Annotated in this window: 22 protein-coding genes and 3 tRNA genes; 12 read left to right on the top strand and 13 right to left on the bottom strand. The window is 54.0% G+C overall.

Annotated features, from left to right (window positions below; all coding sequences use genetic code 11):
• The 4 genes from rplT to HYT79_05705 form a co-directional block, all read right to left on the bottom strand.
• Positions 1 to 348 (bottom strand): 50S ribosomal protein L20, encoded by a 348-nt coding sequence (gene rplT, locus HYT79_05690; protein ID MBI2070078.1) that lies wholly within the window; start codon positions 346 to 348, stop codon positions 1 to 3.
• A 29-nt stretch (positions 349 to 377) separates the two neighbouring features.
• Positions 378 to 575, bottom strand: a complete 198-nt coding sequence (gene rpmI, locus HYT79_05695) for a 50S ribosomal protein L35 (protein ID MBI2070079.1) — start codon at positions 573 to 575, stop codon at positions 378 to 380.
• A 20-nt stretch (positions 576 to 595) separates the two neighbouring features.
• The gene (locus HYT79_05700) at positions 596 to 1,105 is read right to left on the bottom strand and encodes a translation initiation factor IF-3 (GenBank protein MBI2070080.1); all 510 of its coding nucleotides are present in this window, start codon (positions 1,103 to 1,105) and stop codon (positions 596 to 598) included.
• 99 nt (positions 1,106 to 1,204) lie between these two features.
• Positions 1,205 to 2,110 (bottom strand): LysR family transcriptional regulator, encoded by a 906-nt coding sequence (locus tag HYT79_05705; GenBank protein MBI2070081.1) that lies wholly within the window; start codon positions 2,108 to 2,110, stop codon positions 1,205 to 1,207.
• 140 nt (positions 2,111 to 2,250) lie between these two features.
• Between HYT79_05705 and HYT79_05710 the strand changes: the two genes are divergently transcribed.
• Genes HYT79_05710 through HYT79_05720 form a run of 3 tightly spaced genes read left to right on the top strand, consistent with a single transcriptional unit; the run spans position 2,251 to position 4,534 of the window.
• Positions 2,251 to 2,715 (top strand): SH3 domain-containing protein, encoded by a 465-nt coding sequence (locus tag HYT79_05710; protein MBI2070082.1) that lies wholly within the window; start codon positions 2,251 to 2,253, stop codon positions 2,713 to 2,715.
• A gap of 5 nt (positions 2,716 to 2,720) precedes the next feature.
• Entirely contained in the window at positions 2,721 to 3,251 is a 531-nt protein-coding gene (pal, locus tag HYT79_05715) for a peptidoglycan-associated lipoprotein Pal (protein ID MBI2070083.1), read from the top strand.
• Positions 3,252 to 3,292: 41 nt separating this feature from the next.
• Complete coding sequence (locus HYT79_05720) at positions 3,293 to 4,534, top strand: M23 family metallopeptidase (GenBank protein ID MBI2070084.1); 1,242 nt, start codon at positions 3,293 to 3,295, stop codon at positions 4,532 to 4,534.
• 36 nt (positions 4,535 to 4,570) lie between these two features.
• Here HYT79_05720 and traF read toward each other — a convergent pair whose 3' ends face one another.
• The gene (traF, locus tag HYT79_05725; protein MBI2070085.1) at positions 4,571 to 6,169 is read right to left on the bottom strand and encodes a conjugal transfer protein TraF; all 1,599 of its coding nucleotides are present in this window, start codon (positions 6,167 to 6,169) and stop codon (positions 4,571 to 4,573) included.
• A gap of 102 nt (positions 6,170 to 6,271) precedes the next feature.
• Positions 6,272 to 8,035 (bottom strand): threonine--tRNA ligase, encoded by a 1,764-nt coding sequence (locus tag HYT79_05730; GenBank protein MBI2070086.1) that lies wholly within the window; start codon positions 8,033 to 8,035, stop codon positions 6,272 to 6,274.
• A 34-nt stretch (positions 8,036 to 8,069) separates the two neighbouring features.
• Between HYT79_05730 and secG the strand changes: the two genes are divergently transcribed.
• The 6 genes from secG to HYT79_05760 all read left to right on the top strand — a co-directional run bounded on the left by secG (position 8,070) and on the right by HYT79_05760 (position 10,566).
• Complete coding sequence (gene secG, locus HYT79_05735) at positions 8,070 to 8,417, top strand: preprotein translocase subunit SecG (protein ID MBI2070087.1); 348 nt, start codon at positions 8,070 to 8,072, stop codon at positions 8,415 to 8,417.
• A 22-nt stretch (positions 8,418 to 8,439) separates the two neighbouring features.
• A tRNA-Leu gene (locus HYT79_05740) sits at positions 8,440 to 8,520 on the top strand.
• A gap of 24 nt (positions 8,521 to 8,544) precedes the next feature.
• Positions 8,545 to 8,618: transfer RNA gene (locus tag HYT79_05745), tRNA-Gly, on the top strand.
• A gap of 29 nt (positions 8,619 to 8,647) precedes the next feature.
• Entirely contained in the window at positions 8,648 to 9,964 is a 1,317-nt protein-coding gene (locus HYT79_05750) for an FAD-binding oxidoreductase (GenBank protein ID MBI2070088.1), read from the top strand.
• A 4-nt stretch (positions 9,965 to 9,968) separates the two neighbouring features.
• Entirely contained in the window at positions 9,969 to 10,457 is a 489-nt protein-coding gene (locus tag HYT79_05755) for a DUF192 domain-containing protein (protein MBI2070089.1), read from the top strand.
• Positions 10,458 to 10,492: 35 nt separating this feature from the next.
• A tRNA-Gly gene (locus HYT79_05760) sits at positions 10,493 to 10,566 on the top strand.
• A gap of 236 nt (positions 10,567 to 10,802) precedes the next feature.
• Here the strand turns inward: HYT79_05760 and HYT79_05765 are convergent.
• Positions 10,803 to 11,063 carry an SWIB/MDM2 domain-containing protein gene (locus HYT79_05765; GenBank protein MBI2070090.1) on the bottom strand — a complete coding sequence of 87 codons (261 nt, stop codon included), beginning with the start codon at positions 11,061 to 11,063 and terminating at the stop codon, positions 10,803 to 10,805.
• Between the two features lie 89 nt (positions 11,064 to 11,152).
• On the bottom strand, positions 11,153 to 12,208 hold the full coding sequence (locus HYT79_05770; GenBank protein ID MBI2070091.1) for an alkaline phosphatase family protein: 1,056 nt from the start codon (positions 12,206 to 12,208) through the stop codon (positions 11,153 to 11,155).
• Positions 12,209 to 12,211: 3 nt separating this feature from the next.
• Between HYT79_05770 and rlmD the strand changes: the two genes are divergently transcribed.
• On the top strand, positions 12,212 to 13,600 hold the full coding sequence (rlmD, locus tag HYT79_05775; GenBank protein ID MBI2070092.1) for a 23S rRNA (uracil(1939)-C(5))-methyltransferase RlmD: 1,389 nt from the start codon (positions 12,212 to 12,214) through the stop codon (positions 13,598 to 13,600).
• Here rlmD and HYT79_05780 read toward each other — a convergent pair.
• From HYT79_05780 to HYT79_05790, 3 genes are read right to left on the bottom strand one after another with little or no spacing between them, the layout of a single operon-like run.
• Positions 13,576 to 14,349, bottom strand: a complete 774-nt coding sequence (locus HYT79_05780) for a class I SAM-dependent methyltransferase (GenBank protein ID MBI2070093.1) — start codon at positions 14,347 to 14,349, stop codon at positions 13,576 to 13,578. The two genes, rlmD and HYT79_05780, sit on opposite strands and share 25 nt — an antisense overlap.
• Before the next feature lie 2 nt (positions 14,350 to 14,351).
• Positions 14,352 to 14,711 (bottom strand): DUF309 domain-containing protein, encoded by a 360-nt coding sequence (locus HYT79_05785; GenBank protein MBI2070094.1) that lies wholly within the window; start codon positions 14,709 to 14,711, stop codon positions 14,352 to 14,354.
• 11 nt (positions 14,712 to 14,722) lie between these two features.
• The gene (locus HYT79_05790; GenBank protein MBI2070095.1) at positions 14,723 to 15,181 is read right to left on the bottom strand and encodes a C40 family peptidase; all 459 of its coding nucleotides are present in this window, start codon (positions 15,179 to 15,181) and stop codon (positions 14,723 to 14,725) included.
• Between the two features lie 39 nt (positions 15,182 to 15,220).
• Between HYT79_05790 and HYT79_05795 the strand changes: the two genes are divergently transcribed.
• A complete protein-coding gene (locus HYT79_05795) occupies positions 15,221 to 15,946 on the top strand; it encodes a hypothetical protein (GenBank protein MBI2070096.1) in 726 nt (241 codons plus the stop codon).
• Here HYT79_05795 and HYT79_05800 read toward each other — a convergent pair.
• Complete coding sequence (locus tag HYT79_05800) at positions 15,943 to 17,955, bottom strand: hypothetical protein (protein MBI2070097.1); 2,013 nt, start codon at positions 17,953 to 17,955, stop codon at positions 15,943 to 15,945. The two genes, HYT79_05795 and HYT79_05800, sit on opposite strands and share 4 nt — an antisense overlap.
• A gap of 294 nt (positions 17,956 to 18,249) precedes the next feature.
• On the opposite strand from HYT79_05800, the gene HYT79_05805 reads away from it, so the two are divergent.
• Positions 18,250 to 18,858 carry a hypothetical protein gene (locus HYT79_05805; GenBank protein ID MBI2070098.1) on the top strand — a complete coding sequence of 203 codons (609 nt, stop codon included), beginning with the start codon at positions 18,250 to 18,252 and terminating at the stop codon, positions 18,856 to 18,858.
• Here the strand turns inward: HYT79_05805 and HYT79_05810 are convergent.
• The coding region (locus tag HYT79_05810; GenBank protein ID MBI2070099.1) for a transposase at positions 18,855 to 19,592 on the bottom strand (738 nt) is incomplete at its 5' end. The genes HYT79_05805 and HYT79_05810 overlap by 4 nt on opposite strands.

Raw genomic sequence — 19,592 nt, forward strand, 5'->3', positions numbered from 1 at the left:
TTACGACGTCTTGGCCAAATCCAACAGCGCGCCGAAATTTTTGGGGTCGCTGACCGCCAGATCAGCCAGGCTCTTTCTATTTAGGTTGATGTTGTTTTTCTTCAAAATAGAAATAAACCGGGAATAGCTCAGCCCCGCCTCGCGCGTGGCCGCGTTGATCCTGGTGATCCAAAGGCTGCGGAAATCCCTCTTTTTCTGGCGCCGGCCGAGATAGGCGAAGCGCAGCGAACGCTCGACCTGCTGTTTGACTTGCCTCCAACGCCGGCCTCGATCAGAGTAATAGCTTTTGGCGATCTTAAAAACTTTCTTTTTTCTACGTCTGGTGTAAACGCCGCTTTTGACTCTCATTGCCGATTAACTCCTTTCTAATTGAAATCCTAGGCGTAAGGAAGCAGGGTTTTAATAACGTCAGCATCGCCCTTGGGCAGTTGCCCTCTTTTACGCCTTGAACGCCCCAAATTGGAACTCCACCCGGCCAATAAATGGCGGGAGCCTGATTTTTTGTAAAGCACTTTGCCTCTTTTCGTTACTTTAAAGCGCTTCTTCGCTCCACTATGCGATTTCAATTTGGGCATTGTTATTCCTCTTTCCGCCGCTATTTCGGCGATAAAATCATCATGAGCCTCTTGCCTTCCAAGTGCGGCTCTTTGTCCACTTTTGCCTTATCCTTCAATCTCGTTTTAATACCGTCCATCAACCGGCGGCCGATATCCGGGTGCGTGATCTCCCTGCCCCGGAAAAAGACCGTGATGCGCACCTTGTCATGCTCGGCCAAAAACTCTTCGACATGCTTAAGCTTGGTCTCCAGATCATGATTGTGCACCGAGGGCCGGAAACGGACTTCCTTCAACTCCCCGGACTTCTGCCTCTTGTGCGTATCTTTCCACTTTCTGATCTGATCGTACTTAAACTTGGCGAAATCGATGATCTTGCACACCGGCGGGTTCGCCTGGGGCGCAACCTCGACTAAATCAAGCCCGTGGGTTTCCGCCAGCCTCACCGCCTCATGGATGGGTTTAATGCCCAACTGAACGCCCATAGGATCGATGAGACGGACCTGAGAAGCCCGTATATCGCGATTAATCCTCCAACGCGGCAGCGAAATATAAATCGGAGTTAACGGCCTCCCGGCCCTGTTGTCTTAATCATGCTTGGTAGGAATTTTACCTAAAAAATACGGTCGTCAAACAAGCCCCGCGCACCTTTAAACACGAACGACAAAATTCCCCATAAGATTTTGAATAACCCGCTGCAAAATGGGGTTAGGTTTGGGATGTCTTCCGGAAATAAACCAGACACATTCCTTAACGCCGACGGCTTTGCGGTGCAAAGCCACCAGGCGGCGGCGCGCTAAATCATTGCGCGCCGTCAAAGCATCCATGGCCGCCACTCCCTGCCCGCGCAGGGCTAAAAAACGAATGAGCTCGGCATCCTCGATCTCCGTTTCCACTAATACGGAAATTTTATGACGCCACAGAAACTGATCCACCTCCTTGCGGACGGGATTCTCGGGGGCCATCAAAAGCATCGGCAGCTTGGAGAGGTCCGCCGGAAACCGCCGGATCTTGGCCTTGAGCCTCGGCGGCGCGACAAAATAAACGGGGATCGTTCCGGCCAATCGGCTCCTGAACTCCACGCCCATTTGCGGCGAGAAGTCCACGTTGGAGACGACCAAATCCAATTTATGTTTTTCCAATTGTTCCCTCAGTCCTTCGGCCGAGCCGCCTAAAATGCTGGTCCGAATCCGGCGGTTTAGACCGTAGGCGCGCTCAAGGATCTGCAGCACGACGTAGCGGGAAATCGGCCCCGCCACCCCCAGGCGAAAGAGCGCGGGCCTGACCGTTCGTCCCGGCTGCAACGCCGCGACCAGTTCGTCGCCTTGAGAAAATATCCGCTCGCAGTAATCGAAAGCGATCCTGCCTTCCTGCGTCAGCCTGACGCCCCTGCGGCTGCGCTCAAAAAGCCTCCTTCCCAGCGAGCGCTCCAACTGCTTGATCTGCAGGCTCAACGTAGGCTGAGCCAGGTACAGACGGCGGCTCGCCGCTCCGATGCGTTCCAGTTTCGCCGTGATCCAAAAATAATAGAGATGGTGATAATTGATCGGTATCATTTATTTAATAAATGAAAAATATTTAATTTATAAGTTATATAAATCATTCTATATCATAGTAGAATAATTTTTAAAGAAGCTTGCGGCAATAGGGCCGTCGTTTCTTCCGGACGATCGAAATTTAGACTGATGACATGTTGATGAATAAAAAACCGTGCCGCCTCACGATGGCAGGCTTGGCGTTTCTTCTGATTTGCTCCCATGGCAACGCCGAGTTCATGAGCCTTGCATCGAATAAAGCCAACATCAGGAAAGGGCCGGGAACCGAATATCCCGTGATCTGGCAGGCTTGGCGTTTCACGCCTTTTGAAATTCTGGAACTGGGCAATGAATGGGCCAAAGTAAAGGACTTTGAAAACGATATCGGTTGGATTCATCAATCGCTGCTCTCGGATGTCTCCACGGTTATCGTGATGGGTAAATTCGCCAATATCCGCAAGGGCCCAGGCTTAAAGCACGCCGTCTTATGGATCGCGTACCGCGGCTATCCCCTGAAAGTGCTCGATCGCGAAGAAGATTGGCTGAAAGTTTCCGATGGAAAAAAGATCAAAGGATGGATTTTTAGGACGCTTGTTTGGGGAAGCACAAAAGAAGGAGGAGGTTAATACCAATGATGCGATATGCAGAATTGATCACAAAACTATGCCTTATAGCGGCCCTATGCGGCTGCTCGGCCGCGAAAATGGCGGGCAAGACGTCCGGTCAAACCCAATCCCCCGCCGGACACGCGCCTGAAGCCGCCATCCATGGCTCGGAATTCACAAGCACTGCCGAGCTTAAAACCATCCATTTCGATTTCGACCGCTATGATCTCACTAAGGAATCGTTAAGGATCATCGAACAAAATGCCGAAGCCATCAAAAATAACAAAGATTGGGAGGTGCTGGTCGAAGGCCACTGCGATGAATGGGGAACGAGCGAATACAACCTCAGCCTCGGGCAAAAACGCGCCAAGGCCGTTCGGGATCACTATATGCGCCTTGGAATTTCCGGGACCAGGATCGCGACGCTTTCCTATGGAGAAGAAAAACCGGCCTGCGCACAACCTAAGCAAAATTGCTGGGCTGAAAACCGCAGAGCGGAAAGTAAAATTAAGACTAAGACCGCTGAAGCAGAGGCGAAATCGAAAGTGGATGATTAACATCCTTATTTCACGAGGGAATCGGTTTGGGCGCTAAAGAAATGCGGCCTCGCCGCTTGAAAAACCTTATTTTCCGGACGCTTCTCTACGGAACGTCTCTGGGTTTAATCTGGATGGGGATGCGCCTTCATATGCGGCTTAACGCCCATGCAGCCTTTCACAATAATCGGCCTGATCAAGGGGCGGCCGCTTACGAAGGAATACTCAGCCGCCGGCGTCTCTATGACATCCTCAGGGAGACCGGATCGGATGCTCAAGAAGCGACCGCCACATCGCAGGCCCTGGGAAAAGCCATAAATGTCCGGCGCCTGGGCCCGCAAGACCGCTATCGCGTCGTCCGCTCCACGTCGGGATCCTTTCTGCACCTGACATTGACGCACGAACTTGAACGCTATATCGTCACGACGGATGATGAGGGAAGATTCCGGGCTAAAAAACGCCGGATGGCCCTGATCGCCCATAATAATCATGCCGCCGGAACCGTTGAAAACAGCCTCTGGCTTTCAATGGAATCCGCCGGTGTTCCCGCCGAAATCATTCTGCGTTTTACGGAAATTTTCCAATGGACGGTGGATTTCCTGACCGAACCCCGGGACGGCGACCGCTTCACCGTCGTCTGGAACGAACACAAAACAACGGACGGACGGCCTTGGGGTTACTCCATTAAATCCGGCGCTTACCGGGGCGCCGTCACCGGGGAACGCTGGGCCATCTTATTTGATAATGACTACTATGATGAAAAGGGAGAATCCCTCAGGCGCATGTTTTTAAGGGCTCCCCTGAGGTTCTCCAGAATCTCCTCCCGTTTCTCGAGGGATCGCTACCACCCCGTGCTCAGAATCAACCGTCCCCATCACGGCACCGATTATGCCGCTCCCCGGGGGACGCCGGTGCACAGCGTGGCCGGCGGCGTCGTCATCGCCGCCCACAGGGAACGGGGGTTCGGCAACATAGTCACAATCCGCCACAACGCGGTGTACACGACTCTTTACGGGCACCTGAATAAATTCGCCAAAGGAATCCGTAAAGGCGTTAGGGTAAAACAAGGAAAAGTCATCGGATATGTCGGTTCCACCGGCCTGGCCACCGGCCCGCACCTGCATTTTCAAATAGAAAAAAACGGCCGGTGGATGGATTTTCTCAAGCTTGACCTTCCCTTCGCCCATTCCATCGCCAAAAACCGCAGGGAAGCCTTTCTAGCCCACAGGAACAGGATCATGGCGGAGATTGAAGGCGCGACGGCTTCCGCGCAATCATCCGAAGCCGATGTCAAAATCCAATAAGGCGTTGCGCTGCAAGCCGAAACCGAAGCGCGAGGATTAAAACAACAGCGCGAATTGGGCGGCCACAGAGGCGTTGGCTGGGACTTCCTTCTCTTTGCCCTTGTCATCCGTAAACTTTTCCGTGGACGTGGACACCGATCCGCCGATGTCAATAATGAAATGCAGGAAATTGAATCCGACGCCGCCGGTGTAGGCGACTTTTGATCCCGACTCGGCGACGTTTTTAGCCAAGCCCACGCGCAGCGGGATATTCAACCACGGACGATTGAACACATTGATTTCCGTGCCCGCGCCCATCATGCGGGACTTAAAGCCGGGGATTTGCGTCTTATTTTCCGTGATATCCATGTCCGCGGCCAAGGTCCAAAAATTAAGAGGATTAAGCGCAACACCCATGCGGACTTGGCTCTCTAGAGCATACTTATCCCCTTCTCCGTTTTGCTTGGCCAAATCCGGCTGGTCGAATTTCGGCCTGTTGATGTTTCTGGCTACAGCGCCCACCCTGGGCCGAAACGGCAAAAACCCGAACGTTTTGTTTAAGTCGTACAAGACGCCTAGATCAATGCCGGGTTGCATGGATTTCTTTGCGTTTTGATCAAAATCGCTGAAAACATCCGATGATTCTGTCTCCTTCTTTAAAACATCGAATTTGGCATAGCCGATATTGCCCTGAATCGCCTTTAAATTAACGCCGACAAGGAGACCGGGTAAGACCAGTGGGCGCGCGTAACCCAAAGAAAGCTCCGTAAAAGAGGCGCCGCGCAAGGTCAAATTGCTGGTGTTGTTGGTATAGGGATTTGAAGAAAGCGCCGCGCCGATCAGCGTGGCCGCGGAAGCGGAATTATCGGCGATGATTTGAGCGGCCTGTGAAATCTGATCCACGCTCAAGCCTCCGTCTTCCGCCTGATCCACCAGCGCATTGGCGAAAGCATCCGCGTTGGTGATAGCGGCGTTCTGAGCGGCCAAACAGCCCGCAGAACCGCAAATCAACGATTCAATGCCGGTAAATCCGATGGTATTGATCGCCGATTCGATTTTATCAGACGAGGCTTGATTGGAAGCGCTGATGGCGGTATCGACGCCGCCGCCGGAAAACGTCACGCCTCCGGAGCCGCTGATTTGCCCCAAACCGATGTTCTTGGTGTCCACGAACGGCCGGCCGCCGACGGATGTGTAATTGTTGACGGCCAAAACCACGCGGCCCAATTTCAAATTAAATCCGGCGTTAACATCGACCAATATGCCCTTGCCGTCTTTATTCAACGATTCCAACGTGACGATGCCCTGCAAAAACGCGGCCATTTTATCGGCATCGATGGCTTGACTGTTTTTCTGAGCGTCCTGAAGGGCGCTGTATTTGGCCGCAATATTGGACAAATTGTGGGCATCTTTAAGGAGACCGGAGGTAAATTCGACCCGTCCGCCGACGGGAATCTGAATCCCGGAAATATTATTTTCCTGAGCCAAACCAGCCGGGTTCCAATATTGGGCCAAATTTCCCCGGGCCACGCCCACGAAGGAGCCGCCCATTCCCATGGGCTGAGGACCCAAGGTCTGCCAGGATTCGGCGTAACCCGGACGCCCTGTGAAAGCGATCAATAAAGCGATAAGAACTTTTACGGCTGATCGATGCATGCTCGTTCCCTCCCAAAAAATAAACAAAGTCACTCTAAGTTTAACAGGAGGTTTCCGGGACGCAAGGTGTAATTTCTAACTAAGCAATACCGCTGATCCGGCTTACTTTCCGGAACGGGCGAGTTTGGCCAGGAGAATCGGCAAGTCGGTCAAGGGCACGGCGCCCAAATTGGCGCCGTCTCTGGCGCGCAGGGTCACGGTCCGGGACTCTTTTTCCTTGGGCCCGATCACGGCGATCACGGGAACTTTTTCCAACGTGGCGTTTCTAATTTTGGCGCCGATGGTCGCGGGTTCGAGATCAAGCTCGACTCGATAGGAATCCCTGCGCAGCAAGTCGGCGGCTTCGCGCACGTACGAGGCCGTGTCGTCGCCGACGGAAACGAACTTCACCTGGACGGGAGCGAGCCATAGAGGGAAAGCCCCTCCGTAATGTTCGATTAAAACGCCGAAAAAGCGTTCCAAAGAGCCCAAGAGCGCCCGATGAATCATCACAACATTGTGATCCTTGCTGTCGGAAGCCCGATAAGTGACCTTGAAGCGCTGGGGCAGGTTGAAATCAAGCTGCACGGTGGAGCATTGCCAAAGGCGGCCCAACGAATCTTTGACCTTGACGTCGATTTTAGGGCCGTAAAAAGCGCCGCCGCCTTCATCAATTTCATAAGGCAGGCCTTGATGATCAAGGCTGGCTTTTAACGCGGCCGTGGCCTTTTCCCAATTTTCCTCGGACCCCACGTATTTCTCAGGCCGGGTGGAGAGCATGATGTTTAAATCATTGAACCCGAACATGCCCAAATAACGGCGGGCCAGACTCAAAACATTTTTCAGCTCCTCCTCCAGGCCGTCCAAGGTCAAAAAAATATGGGCGTCGTCGATGGTGAAGCCACGCACGCGCAAGAGGCCGTGGAGCACGCCGGATTTTTCAAAACGATAAACGGTCCCCAATTCCGCATACCTTAAGGGAAGCTCGCGATAGGAATGCAGGCCGCTTTTATAAATCATGATATGGCCGGGGCAATTCATGGGCTTGGCGCGAAACGGTCGGCCCTCGACGTCCATGGCCCCGTACATCAGCTCGGAATAAGCCTCAAGATGCCCGCTGATTTTGTAAATCTCCTCGCTGGCGATATGCGGGGTGTACACCAAGTGATAGCCGTTTTTGAGATGCTCTTTGCGCCACAAATCCTCGATCATCATGCGGATGGACGCGCCCTTGGGGTGCCAATGAATCAGCCCGCCGCCGATTTCCTCGTGCACGGAAAAAAGGCCCAGCTCGACCCCAAGCTTGCGATGATCGCGCTTTTTCGCTTCTTCCAAGCGCTTCAGATGGGTTTCCAATTCTTCCTTGGTGGGCCAGGCCGTGCCGTAAACCCTCTGAAGCATGGTGTTCTTCTCGTCCCCGCGCCAATAGGCGCCGCTGACGTTCAACAGCTTGAAATGCTTCAGCTCCCCCGTTTTTTCCAAATGCGGCCCGCGGCAGAGATCGATAAAAGAATCGTGCTGGAAAAAAGAAACAGGTTCACCGGGGCCCAGGCCCTCGATGATTTCTATTTTGTAGCGCTCCTGGCGCTCGTGAAAAAAACGCAAGGCCTCTTCTTTTGACTTTTCGCTGCGGACGAAGGCATGATTGCCTTTGGCGACCTGGCGCATGCGTTCCTCGATGCGGGATAAATCCTCCGGCGTGAAACGATGCGGCGAATCAAAATCATAATAGAAGCCGTCTTCGATGGTCGGGCCGATGGCGAGCTTGGTGCCCGGAAAAAGCTCCTGGACCGCCTGAGCCATGACATGAGCGCAGGAATGGCGCAGGCGATGAAGCGCCTCCTCCCTGGCGTCCTTATATTCCTTCTGTTCGGCCGTGTGTCCCATAAAACTCTGTCGGAATTATCCTAAAATTAAAGCCATGTATACGATTTTTACGGTTATCCACGTCATCACCTGCGTTCTCATTGTCGCGGCCGTGCTGCTTCAAAGCGGGCGCTCCGGCGGCTTTGCCGGCGTTTTCGGATCAAGCGGCGAAGTCATTTTTTCGACTCCGTCGGGCTCTTCGTTTTTAAGGAAATTGACCACGGGCCTGGCGGTTGTTTTTGGAGTCACATCCTTGACGCTGGCCGTTTTGTCCAAGGCCAGAATGTACCGCTCCGTCGTTTTAGAGCAGGGTGCGGTGTCGCAACCCGCCCCCCAACGGCAACAACAGGCTCAGCCGGCGGCCCCGGCCCAGCCGCAGCCCTCTACGCCGGCCCCGAAATAAAAATCTCTTAAATTAAATTTAAGCCGCGGTGGTGGAATGGCAGACACGTACGTTTGAGGGGCGTATGCCGAAAGGCGTGAGGGTTCGACTCCCTCCCGCGGCAATTTTTGTAGTAAATTAGCCATGCGCGGGTGTGGTTCAATGGTAGAATGCGTCCTTGCCAAGGACGAGACGACGGTTCGATTCCGTTCACCCGCTCCAGATTTTAACGACCACCAACCAGAGGCCTCATGCTCACCCATGATCAAAAAATAAACAACATCATCCGACAGCTCAAGGAACGAACGAACGCGGCGCCCGTCTCCTTCAAGAAAAAAACCGTTTCCCACGAAGTCCCCAAGCCCGACGACCGGCGTCATTTAGATGAAAAAATCGATATCAGCAGCCTCGACGCCGTTCTTCACATCGACCCGGTTGAACGGACCTGCATCGCGGAATCCGGGGTCACCTTCGTCGACCTGGTGGCCGCGACCATGAAATACGGCCTGGTCCCCATCATCGTGCCGGAACTTAAAACCATCACCATCGGCGGAGCGGTTGCCGGCTGCTCCATCGAATCCATGTCCTACAAATACGGCGGATTTCATGACACCTGCCTGGAGTACGAAATCATCACCGCGCAGGGGAACGTCCTGACTTGCACCCCGGACAACGAAAACAGCCTGTTGTTTCAAATGATTCACGGCACATTCGGAACGCTCGGCATTCTGACGAAATTAAAATTCAAGCTGATTCCGGCCAAACCCTACGTGAAAGTCACCTATGAGAAATACGGCGACCTGGCAAGCTATCAATCGGCGATCTGGAACCACTATGTCAAGCAAGACGTCGACTTCATGGATGGGATCATCCACTCGCCCGCCGAGTACGTGCTCAGCGCCGCTAATTTCACGGATCACGCGCCGTACACGCACAGCTACGACTGGGTAAGGGTCTATTACCGAAGCACGAGCACGAGAAAAGAAGACTACCTCAAAACGCCGGATTATTTTTTCAGGTACGACAAGGGCGTAACCAATGTGACGCCCAAATCCTTCGCCGCAAGGCTCCTGTTGGGCAAATTCATGGGCTCCAACGAAATTCTCAAAATAGCCAAGACATTCCGCCGTTTGATTCCGTCGGATAAAATTCCCGTCACGCTGGATGTGTTTATCCCCTTCTCGAAAGCCGGCGATTTTATGCAATGGTACAAACGAGAAATCAATTTCTTCCCGCTCTGGTGCGTGCCGTATCGAGCCGTCAGGAAATATGAATGGCTGTCGCCGGAATTCTTTAAAAAAACCAAGGACGAGCTTTTCCTGGACCTAGCCGTTTATGGCATGAAGAAAAGCGGCGATAAAGACTGCTACAAGCTCATCGAAGACAAACTCATGAGCATCGGAGCGCTCAAGACTCTGATCTCGACCAACTATTATTCCGAGGAAGATTTTTGGAAAACCTGGAATAAACCCAACTATGCCCAGGTCAAACGCGCAACCGACCCCAACAACACCTTTCGCGATCTTTACACCAAAACCTGCAAAACAATGCGAGGGTTGGACCCTTAACGATATGCCGGCACGGGTGATTCTTGGATTTCTGGCGCTGGCGTTGGGCGCTTGCTCTACGGCATCCTCCAAAGGGCGCGTTGAAAAATTCGAACGAACCGTTCCGCTCTCCAGCTACCAAAGAATCGAGCTCGCGGCTAAAAACAAAAAAATGCGCGTTTACCTTGCGGATGATTCGGACAAGCGCCGCGAGGGGTTGATGCAGGCCGGCAAAAACGATTTGGGGCCGGAAGAAGGCATGTTGTTTGTTTTTCCCACCGATGGATACCTCAGCTTTTGGATGAAAAATACGCCCTTGCCCTTGGACATCGCTTTCCTACGCGCGGATGGGACCGTCATCAATATCCTGGCGATGAAGCCTTACGATCTTTCCAATTACTCCTCGGCTGAACCAGCCCGCTATGCGCTGGAAACCCATGCCGGATGGTTCCTGCGCAATGACATTGAGCCGGGGGACAGATTCGATTTAAGCCTCCCGGCCGCTGGCCGATAGCCAGAGAACCTGTCTATAATAAAGTGAGTATTCGCGCGGGCATAGTTTAATGGTCAAATGACTCCCTTCCAAGGAGTAGTTGCGGGTTCGATTCCCGCTGCCCGCTCCAAATCCCGCCAATTATTCTCCTCTTTCGCAGAGTTCCGAGGACGCTGGCCCGCCGTAGGCGGGACCCCTGCAGTCCTTAAAAAAGAAAACGACAAACCATGATTAGGTTTGCCGTCTCATAGAGAGCCTACCCCGCTAGAGGTTCCGAGAGCCGCCCTCTCTCCGCCGGAGCGATCCCGGGTCGCGCCGCCAAGCTTTCTTCAAACCCGGCGGCGGGACGCGAGGAGCCGTTGCGAATTAGTTAAGGTGTTTGTTGACGACTTTCGCCAATTCAAACATGCTGACGACGGCTTTGCCGCCGAATAGAGGTTTAAGTTTGGCGTCAGCTTTGATATTCCTTCTGTTCTTGGAATCCTGCAGCTTATTCTTCTTGATGTAATCCCACAGTTTTTTGACAACCTGGGTTCTCGGCAGAGGCTTCGTTCCGACGACCTCGCCCAGAACTGTGTCCGGTTGCAAAGGCTTCATGAATGCGGAGTTCGTTTTTTTAGCGGCCATTGGCCCTCCTTAATTAATTTGCGAATGCGCCCCTCTCGTCGAGGAGATGGGTAGAATTTACCAAATTACCGAGGGAAAAAAGCGCTTTTTCATTGGGAGCAAGACGGGATTCCGGACGTAACCTCGGTCAGCGGCAAACCGCAGCGCGAACAGCTTTGTGGGCAAAGACCCATCAACAACTCAATCGTCGGGCGAATATCGAGGTGCGTGTGCGCGGGCCCGCCGGAAAGAACGCCTTTGGGTGAGACATGGGGACCGCGCGCATAAAGCCAAATCGCTCTGGCTTGGGGCACCTTCACCCCATGGTCCGTCCATTTCGCGCCGTTGCCGCGGCCATGATCCGTAGTGACGATCAAGGTCGTCTTAGGGCCGTAATCCTCAAGCCCGTCGATGGCCGCCGCCAATTGCGCCAGCCACGCATCATACTGCCTTAACGCGCCCAGGTATTTTGCGTAATCGCCGCGATGCGCCCAATCATCGGAATCATTCAAGGAAATGTAGAGAAAACGCGGACGATTCGCAGTCAAATACGCTAGGGCTTCGGGGAAGGTCAATTTATCCAAACGCGCCTCAGACGACATTAAATCCTCCGGCTGATCCCCCGCCTGGGGGCCGCATTTAACGGAGGTTGTTCCTTCGGTCCGCTCCACGGCCAATGCAATTTTCGTCCACGAAGCCAACGTCGCCACCTCAGCCGATCCCAGGCTCAATTCGCTGATGAGACGCTCAGGGAACGTCCCCCTGGTGATGCGTCCGCACTCATTATTCAAACACCTCGTCGTGACGCCCGCCATGATGCTTTGATAAGCGGGAAGGCTCACCACCGCCAAATTGGCGATGGTCATGACATTGTTGGCGGCCGGATTGCCGTAAACAACGCCTTCGGAAGCCATGGCCGACCAAAAACGTGAAAAAACCCGCCCCGTTTCATTGGGAGCCAGGGACGGGTCAGGATCGCCGAAAAATTCCTGCCAGCGCACCCCGTCCAACGTCACCAGGACCACATTGCCAGACGGCCGGTCTTGAGCGATCGCTTCGGTCGCCAGGGCGCAGCCCACGAGCGAAAAAAAACCGCAACAGACGATGGCCGGCGACAGCGCGCGGGCGTGATGTTTCAGGAAGCGTGAGAAAAAGTTTAATCTCATGGAATGAACCATTATAAAACGAAAGCGACGGATAAGAACGGCCGCTTCACGCTGAGCATCGACAAATTGGTTGACGGCGGCGACGGCCTGGCCTTTAACGAGAAGACGGCTGTTTTTGTCCCCCTGGCGGTTCCGGGCGATTTAATCGAAGCCTCATGGGAAAATAAACGCAAAAGCTACGGCTTCGCGCGCATCGAACGCATCATCAAAGCGTCTCCGGAACGCACTCAGCCGCCCTGCCCGCTATTCGCTCCTAACGGAAAAAATCCGGGATGCGGCGGCTGCCAATGGCAAATGGCTCAATATGCCTACCAGTTGAAAGCCAAAAAAGCGATCGTCGGCGAAACGTTTGAGCGCATCGCGAAAATTCCTCCGGGTAAACTTCCCTTGGAGGACTGCGTCGGCATGGAGGAACCCTGGCATTACCGCAATAAAGTCCAATACCCTCTGGGCCGCCGCGACAAGCGCTTGATCCTGGGTTATTATGCGCGCAACAGCCACAACGTCATCGATCTGGAAAATTGCCCGGTTGAGCTGCCGATCTTCGACGCCGTGTTGCCTCGCGTTAAAAAAGTATTGGCTCAATCCGGCTGCCCCGTTTATGAAGAAGCGCGCCACGACGGGCTGCTACGCTATTGCTGCCTCAGGGGATCGCAGCGCACGAACGAACTCTTGTTCATTGTCGTCGCCAGGCAGCAAACCCCCGCTTCGTTCGGGCGTGATCTGGCTCAGGCCGGCTTGCCGGGATTAGTCGGCATCGTGGAAAACGTCAACCCCAAAAAAACCAATATCATTTACGGCTCCGCCAGTCGCGCGCTTTGGGGACGGCCTTACTACCACGAAAAAATTCTCAATAAAACTTACCGGATTTCAGCGACGTCGTTCTTTCAAACCAACACCGCCCAAGCCGAAAAAATCATCGATGACGTGATCAAACACCTCCCCGGCCGGTTTGATGTCGCGGTGGACGCTTATTCGGGCGTCGGCCTATTCACCCTATTCTTGGCCGAACGCGCGAAACAAGTGATCGCCATCGAAGAACACCCCGGCAGTTACGAAGACGCGCGGATCAACGGCCGATCCAACGGCCACGACAATATCGAATGGCAGAACAGCCGCGTCGAGAACCGGCTCCCCGGACTCGCCGGCGCCCCCGATTTGGTCTTTCTCGATCCTCCCCGCCAAGGTCTCGATCCTAAGGCCGCGAAGGCGCTAATCAACCTAAAACCAAAAAAAATCGTCTATCTGTCCTGCGATCCGAAGACTCAAGCGCGGGACATCGGCTTATTGGCGGACGCCGGTTACACGCTGGAGCGGCTTGTGCCCTTCGATCTTTTCCCCCACACTTATCATATCGAGACATTGGCTTATTTGGCGTCAAACGGCCGCTGAGCCAAAACAACAAGGCGAGGCGAATGCAAGGGCCGGTAAGGCGCAACGGCTGTTTCGCCGTAAAACCGCACGATCCGGAATCCCGCCTTCTTGAGAAGGCGGCCCAGGCTTTTGTTGTCGTACATGCGTACCAAAGAAATCATTTCCTTTCTGTAACCGTTGCGAATAAAAATCCAACGAGTTTTAACGGCGCGCTTCCGGCGAACAAGCTCGCAATCTTCGAGAATCAGCATGCCGTCCGACCATTCGGTCCATTTATTCGCGACGAAATGCCGCAGAATCCGGGGACCGTTGATAGTATCAAGCAGAAAATAACCGCCCGGTTTAAGCGCGGCGTAAATTCCGCGCAGCACGTTAAGGTCATCGCCGGCTTTTGAAAAATAGCCGAAGCTGCTGAACATATTGATCGCCGCGTCAAACTCCCGGCGGAACCTTAAGCGGCGCATATCTTGACGCAAAAAACGCGCCTTCACCTTAAGGCGCGCCGCTTGCTTCCTGGCCTCGGATAAATAAACGGGCGAAATATCCACGCCGGTCGCTTGACAACCGCCTTGAGCCAATAAAAGGGCATGGCGCCCTTGCCCGCAAGCCACATCCAAAACTTTCGAGTCCGGACGTAAACCTAAAACTTTCTTTAAAAAAACAACCTGCCGTCGTGTTTTCGTCCGCCACTGAAGATTATTCTCAAGGCTCTTGAGCGGGTAAACGCCTTTCTCAAAAGCCCCGCGCCACCAAGTTTTAAGCGGCATTCTTAACAAACCCTACCCTCCAATTTAGGGATACGCTCTAAATGAACGGCTCCCCGGCGAAGCGCCTTCAGGCAAACGGAGGCATCCTCGCGAAAAGCGTTCAATAACAACCCGGCATGCCCGTCCTGAAATCCGGCCAATTTCTCGAGCCCGCGCTCCAACAAATACCGGGCGCCGCCGGGATTACCCTGCTCCAAGAATTTATAAAAGCCCGCGGCGATCTGAATCAATCCTTGAAGAAAAACCCGCACGTTCTCATCGCTTTGCCGGCGCCAGCAGTCCTCCCAGGCTTCATGCGCCTCGAAAAACTTCCCCTCATTGAACGACGAAATGCCTTGGATGAAATCCGGATCCTTCATCATGGCGCGAGGGGTCAAAAACCCCGATATTTGCGGACGCCGACCAAGCGGTTTAAATAATAAGGCTTGTCGATGGATTCGATATGAACACCGTGCGTGACCGAGGCGTGGATGAAATAGCCTTTGCCCATGTAAATGCCCACATGATCCACCTTGGCCGTGCCCGGATTTTTCATGGCGAAAAAAACCAAGTCGCCGGGCAGGACATCCGAGGGCTTGAGGTTATGCGTGGCGGAAAATTGCGCCCTCGAAACTCTGGGCAAATGCAAACCGGCCTTGGCATAAACGACTTGAACGAAACTCGAGCAATCAAGACCGGTTTTAGGATGACGCCCGCCCCAAAGATAAGGGACGTTAAGGTAGAGCACGGTTTCATCAACGACTTCTTCGCGCGCCTGTTTGACGGATTTGGCTTCAAGGACGCCCGGAATAAGCGCCGCGCAGCACCATGAAACAACAATAAAAAACCTCATCGTTGCGGTAAATTGTAATATTCACTTGAAGCTTTTGCTATGCGTCATCGAATGATCCTGCCGTTGTTGCTCTTCTTGATGAGCGCATCCTCCGCCCAAACGCAGAGAATCCCCAACCTGCAGCGCCAGGACCTCTGGGGACAGGAAGAAAAAAACGCCTTCCTGAAACACCTTAAATCAAATCAAATCATCCCCCCATCGGGACAAGTCAAAGAAATCGGCCCGCCTCCCAAGGAAACCTATGCCATCCGCAAAGCGCGCTATATCACGCTCGCCGCGGCCTCGGATTCGCTGTTCACCGTGGATGAGGACGGCAGAATCCATGACGAATCCACCAGCGTCGGGCCGAAATTACTGCTTGGAGGACACCTATTCTCCTGGATTCGTTTTTACACCGGCGTCCAATACAACAGATTCAAGCAGCGAAAGTTCTCAGGCGCAACAGCCTTCATCGATCATTACCAGGCGCCTGCGGGCCTTGAGCTGGCGCTCATCCCTCTGGGAACCCCGCACACGCGCTATATTATTTTGCGCGCGGGCGCGGCCGCGCATTTCTTCTCCAGTGAAGATGATAAAAGTGAATTTCGAACTCCGCTGTTGGGCCGAAGAGGAACCTGGAATTTAGGCCTGGGTTATGAATGGCAAATCCCGAATACCGGCTGGCGCATCCATCTGGCCGCGGAAGGATACCGGGCCTTTAATCGCAAAGGTTCCCAGCGTTTCTTAGGTGGAGGAGGAACGTTGGGCGTGGTTCGAACCTTCTAGAAAGGGCCCACAAGCGAACGGTCCAGGGCGTTGAGCGCCCGCCGCCGCGTTAAATCCGAGCCCCTGGCCTCATCGTTAAAGAACTCCCGGCCACGGGAACGAGGCAGGCCCGGCTCACCGTGCAAAGTCGTGGCGTCAAAAAGAGCCCGGCCCTGTTCCGGGTAAATCCGGCCCGCATAAGCGCCTCGATCGCTCGAATCGCCCACCGTATGAAGAACGGCCACGGAACCCGCGCGGCCCTGATAAACGGCCAACGCCGCCTGCGGATCAAAAGTGTTGGTTGGAACAATCGTTCCCCAATCCACGAAAACAATGCCCTCGCCCGGAATCCTGATCATGGGCACCGCGTGACCGCCGGGCTTATTGTCAACCGTGGACACCGGATCCGCCTCAATCGCGATGCCCAAGCGTTGCCCGAGCCTCTCCGCCAACTCCGAAGCAAGCTGCGCCGCGCCGATGCAGATCGCAACGGGAGCCCGGTCCTCCTCATCGGCGGAAAGATACACGCCGCGCCAGCCGCTGTAAATATCCGGCGTATTGCCGGCGTTTAAAACTTCTCCCTCGGTATGGTTATAACCGATATCATTAAGCGAACGGGTCATCAAAGAAACGGCCCGCAGAATATCCCCGACGCCCGCGACAGGCAGGTTGCCCGCGAACGCGTCGAAATCTCTTGATTTCCCAACGGCATTTCTAAAAGAATCCTCGTAATCGCCGGTGTTGGAATATTCCTGCCCGCGGGCGATGATCCCCTCGGCCTCCGGGTCATCATGGACTTGCCTGACCATGGTCCGCCGGACGCTGACGCCGCTTGCGTTTTCTCCCGGCGTCCAAGTCACGCCGCCGACTACATTAAAACCGTAAGGGAGCGAATTGTCTTCATAGTCGCGCCGTTCCATAACCGAACCCGTCACGCCCAGGCCCAAGTCTTCAAGCGGCCGCCATTGAACGCTGACGGCGCCGCCGCGCTCGCCGACAAACCACGGGCTGTTCGTATCCTGGAAACGCCCGGCCATCGCCAAAGTCACAGGGCCCAGGCCCAGGTCCATGCCCGTATCCACGCGATGGTACACATTGCGATTCGTGTACTGGACCCACGGCCTCAAGTAATCCTCATGACCGAACGTGTGCGTATAATCGGCGCCCGCGCTCACGCCTTCCAAATAAACCTGGCCGTTAAAATCCGACACTCGGTTGGGGCCGTCCACGTTGCGATAGGAATCTGCGCGGCTTAACGTCCCCTCGACCTGCCCCCAAGCATGAACCGTATGGGAAGGAGCGAATCGCCAGGCCGCGGCTAAGCCCACATTGCCGTCGAGCATCATTTGGCTGTCCGCGCTCGAGAGCGCCCATGCTTCAACGCCGGCGAATGGAGCCATCGCGACATTGCGCGCGAATCGAATGACCGGGATAGCGTCTCCGTAAAAATGTCCGGCGCCGGCATGCTCTTCGATGGCGCCGCGCGAATTCGAATCATAGGGCAAACGAATGCTGGGCTCGGAACGCAAATAAAGATAACTGCCGGTCACGGCCGCCATGGAATAAAGAACAGGACCCTCGGATTCGGCGGAAACCGTGCCCGTGACATAAGGCGACGGCTGCAAAGTCGCATAAGGAATGCTTGGGCCGCCCAATAAATTTGTGCCGCTGATCATGCCGGCGCGCAACCCGACTCTAAAAATAGGCCAATAATAATCGCCCGAAGCCTCAATGCGATGATCTTCAATCGTCGTCAAGGCCCTGCCGCCCAAAGGCCGGGGAGGGATGGCATCCGGCCACAGCCTGTATCCGGACCCATGCGCGTCCTCGGGTTGTTCCCGGTTCTCTTCTTCGCCCGCGTCAGCATGAACCGGCACAGCCGCGATTTTTTCGGAACTTCTTTTGCCTTTTCTTCCGGCGCTGTCAAAACGAACGTCCAATTCATCAGCGTCATCAAAAGCCTCGGCGTTCTGCCCAAAAGACGAGTAGGGGCCTCCGATGAACAATAAAACGATAAGGGGTCCGGACAAACGAAAACAACCCAATCTCACAATATAAGTTTTACCCGAAACCAACAGGTTTTGATGGGACTTTAGCCTTAAAAAACAGCATTTAAGTCCTATTTTTAGGCTAGGACTTTAGTCCTACATTCCAATCTTTCCGTCGAAAAACGCCTGGAATACGCAGGAAAGTCCTGGTACCCTTAGCTGGAGCGATCCACTGGCATGAAAAAGGCTGCTTTATCTCTGCTCGCGCAAATTTTATGTTTTAACGCCCTTTTATTGGCGGAAGTTGAACCCCCCCGATGCCCACCTGCTCAACCTGTGCCTACAGCGGATGCCGGAGATGCCGCCGACGCTCAAACGCCCCCTGAATCCCCCACCCCTGAGCCTCGCTCGATTTACGAAATCATCTGCAATAGCTGGACCGTAGTTTCAGCTCATTTGACCGCGGCGCACTCGGGTTCAGCGGCGCTCATCAATTCATTTCAAACCGTCAATCCTGAAATTTTTGAGGTGTCGGCCGTGGGCTGCCTGCCGGAAGAAACGGAGCGGGAACAGATTCTGCCCTTGGTCAAAGAATGGCCATTGGAACAGAAAGCGCAAATGACCTTCTGCGCCCTGGAAACGATGCAGCGCAATCGAACGGCCTTAGGCGTGATCGCCGGCCAACGCCTGGGCGCCCGCCAGCAAGGCGCTCTTTCAGCCGCGGCCCGACGCCAGCGCAAAGCAGCTGAAGCGGCGCCCGCCGATCAAGCCGTCGATTTGGCGGCCAACATCGACGGCCAGGGGCAACAAAGTCAAGATTCGCCGGAAGTTCCTGATCCCGTGCTTGCGAACACGGATGCCGGCTCAGACGCCCCGCGCCGCAGCGGCAGAAGACAAGACGGTTCCAAAACCAAACTTCCCGTCTTCCGAGTTGGGACACCCTAGGATTTACGAATAACGTCATAGACAACTTCCTGCTCGGCATCCATTTTTAGCACCCGCCTCTTGATTTCACCGGAACCAGGCAAAGCGTACTCCAACTCATACATATTCTGCGTCAATTCGGCGGCTCGTTTCACGCTGATGGCAGCGCCATGCTTTTTGAGCAGATATTCCAGTTCCTTGTAAATAGCGTAGGCGACAAAAGCAATAGAGATATGCGCCTCGATTCTGCGTCTTAAATAATGATGGATGGGGCGGACTCTGAGGTCCGTTTTAGAAATACGGAAGGCATTTTCGATCTGCCACAATTGGACATAGTTTTGCGCCACCTCTTTAGCTGAAAGCTCGGTATTGGTCATATAACCTTTAAGGCCGTCCCAGTGGTGGTCCGATTTCACTTTATCCTCGTCAATAGAAACGTTGGCCTCTCCCCGGATGGTTAAGAAACGGTTGTAGCCGCGGTTATTGATACTTTGCTTGGTTAAGCGTCCTGATTTTATCTGAATGCGTAATTTCTTAAGACCCCGTTCGCGGTTGGCGGCGTCCTTTTTAGCGCGTTTCTCGGAATAGGTCACGACCAAGCGGGTTGCGTTATCCTTTTTCAAAATAAAACTGTCTCCATCCGTCATGCCCTGGGTAGCCTTGAGTATTTCGGCTTTGGTTTCTTCGCTTTCATTTTTGATGCGCGCGCCGATGATAAACTGATAGCCTTCTTGGGCCAGGTTTTTAAGATTCTG

Source organism: Elusimicrobiota bacterium, from assembly GCA_016180815.1.
Taxonomy (GTDB): Bacteria; Elusimicrobiota; Elusimicrobia; order JACQPE01; family JACQPE01; genus JACPAN01.

Bases quoted from the DNA above. Each gene is read 5' to 3' on its own strand.
- traF (MBI2070085.1), bottom strand. From the start codon at position 6,169: ATGCATCGATCAGCCGTAAAAGTTCTTATCGCTTTATTGATCGCTTTC.
- HYT79_05765 (MBI2070090.1), bottom strand. From the start codon at position 11,063: ATGGCCGCTAAAAAAACGAACTCCGCATTCATGAAGCCTTTGCAACCG.
- HYT79_05705 (MBI2070081.1), bottom strand. From the start codon at position 2,110: ATGATACCGATCAATTATCACCATCTCTATTATTTTTGGATCACGGCG.
- HYT79_05755 (MBI2070089.1), top strand. From the start codon at position 9,969: ATGCCGGCACGGGTGATTCTTGGATTTCTGGCGCTGGCGTTGGGCGCT.
- HYT79_05770 (MBI2070091.1), bottom strand. From the start codon at position 12,208: ATGAGATTAAACTTTTTCTCACGCTTCCTGAAACATCACGCCCGCGCG.
- HYT79_05720 (MBI2070084.1), top strand. From the start codon at position 3,293: ATGCGGCCTCGCCGCTTGAAAAACCTTATTTTCCGGACGCTTCTCTAC.
- HYT79_05750 (MBI2070088.1), top strand. From the start codon at position 8,648: ATGCTCACCCATGATCAAAAAATAAACAACATCATCCGACAGCTCAAG.
- HYT79_05710 (MBI2070082.1), top strand. From the start codon at position 2,251: ATGAATAAAAAACCGTGCCGCCTCACGATGGCAGGCTTGGCGTTTCTT.
- HYT79_05785 (MBI2070094.1), bottom strand. From the start codon at position 14,711: ATGATGAAGGATCCGGATTTCATCCAAGGCATTTCGTCGTTCAATGAG.
- rlmD (MBI2070092.1), top strand. From the start codon at position 12,212: ATGAACCATTATAAAACGAAAGCGACGGATAAGAACGGCCGCTTCACG.
- HYT79_05795 (MBI2070096.1), top strand. From the start codon at position 15,221: ATGCGTCATCGAATGATCCTGCCGTTGTTGCTCTTCTTGATGAGCGCA.
- HYT79_05780 (MBI2070093.1), bottom strand. From the start codon at position 14,349: ATGCCGCTTAAAACTTGGTGGCGCGGGGCTTTTGAGAAAGGCGTTTAC.
- rpmI (MBI2070079.1), bottom strand. From the start codon at position 575: ATGCCCAAATTGAAATCGCATAGTGGAGCGAAGAAGCGCTTTAAAGTA.
- HYT79_05730 (MBI2070086.1), bottom strand. From the start codon at position 8,035: ATGGGACACACGGCCGAACAGAAGGAATATAAGGACGCCAGGGAGGAG.
- HYT79_05790 (MBI2070095.1), bottom strand. From the start codon at position 15,181: ATGAGGTTTTTTATTGTTGTTTCATGGTGCTGCGCGGCGCTTATTCCG.
- secG (MBI2070087.1), top strand. From the start codon at position 8,070: ATGTATACGATTTTTACGGTTATCCACGTCATCACCTGCGTTCTCATT.
- pal (MBI2070083.1), top strand. From the start codon at position 2,721: ATGATGCGATATGCAGAATTGATCACAAAACTATGCCTTATAGCGGCC.
- rplT (MBI2070078.1), bottom strand. From the start codon at position 348: ATGAGAGTCAAAAGCGGCGTTTACACCAGACGTAGAAAAAAGAAAGTT.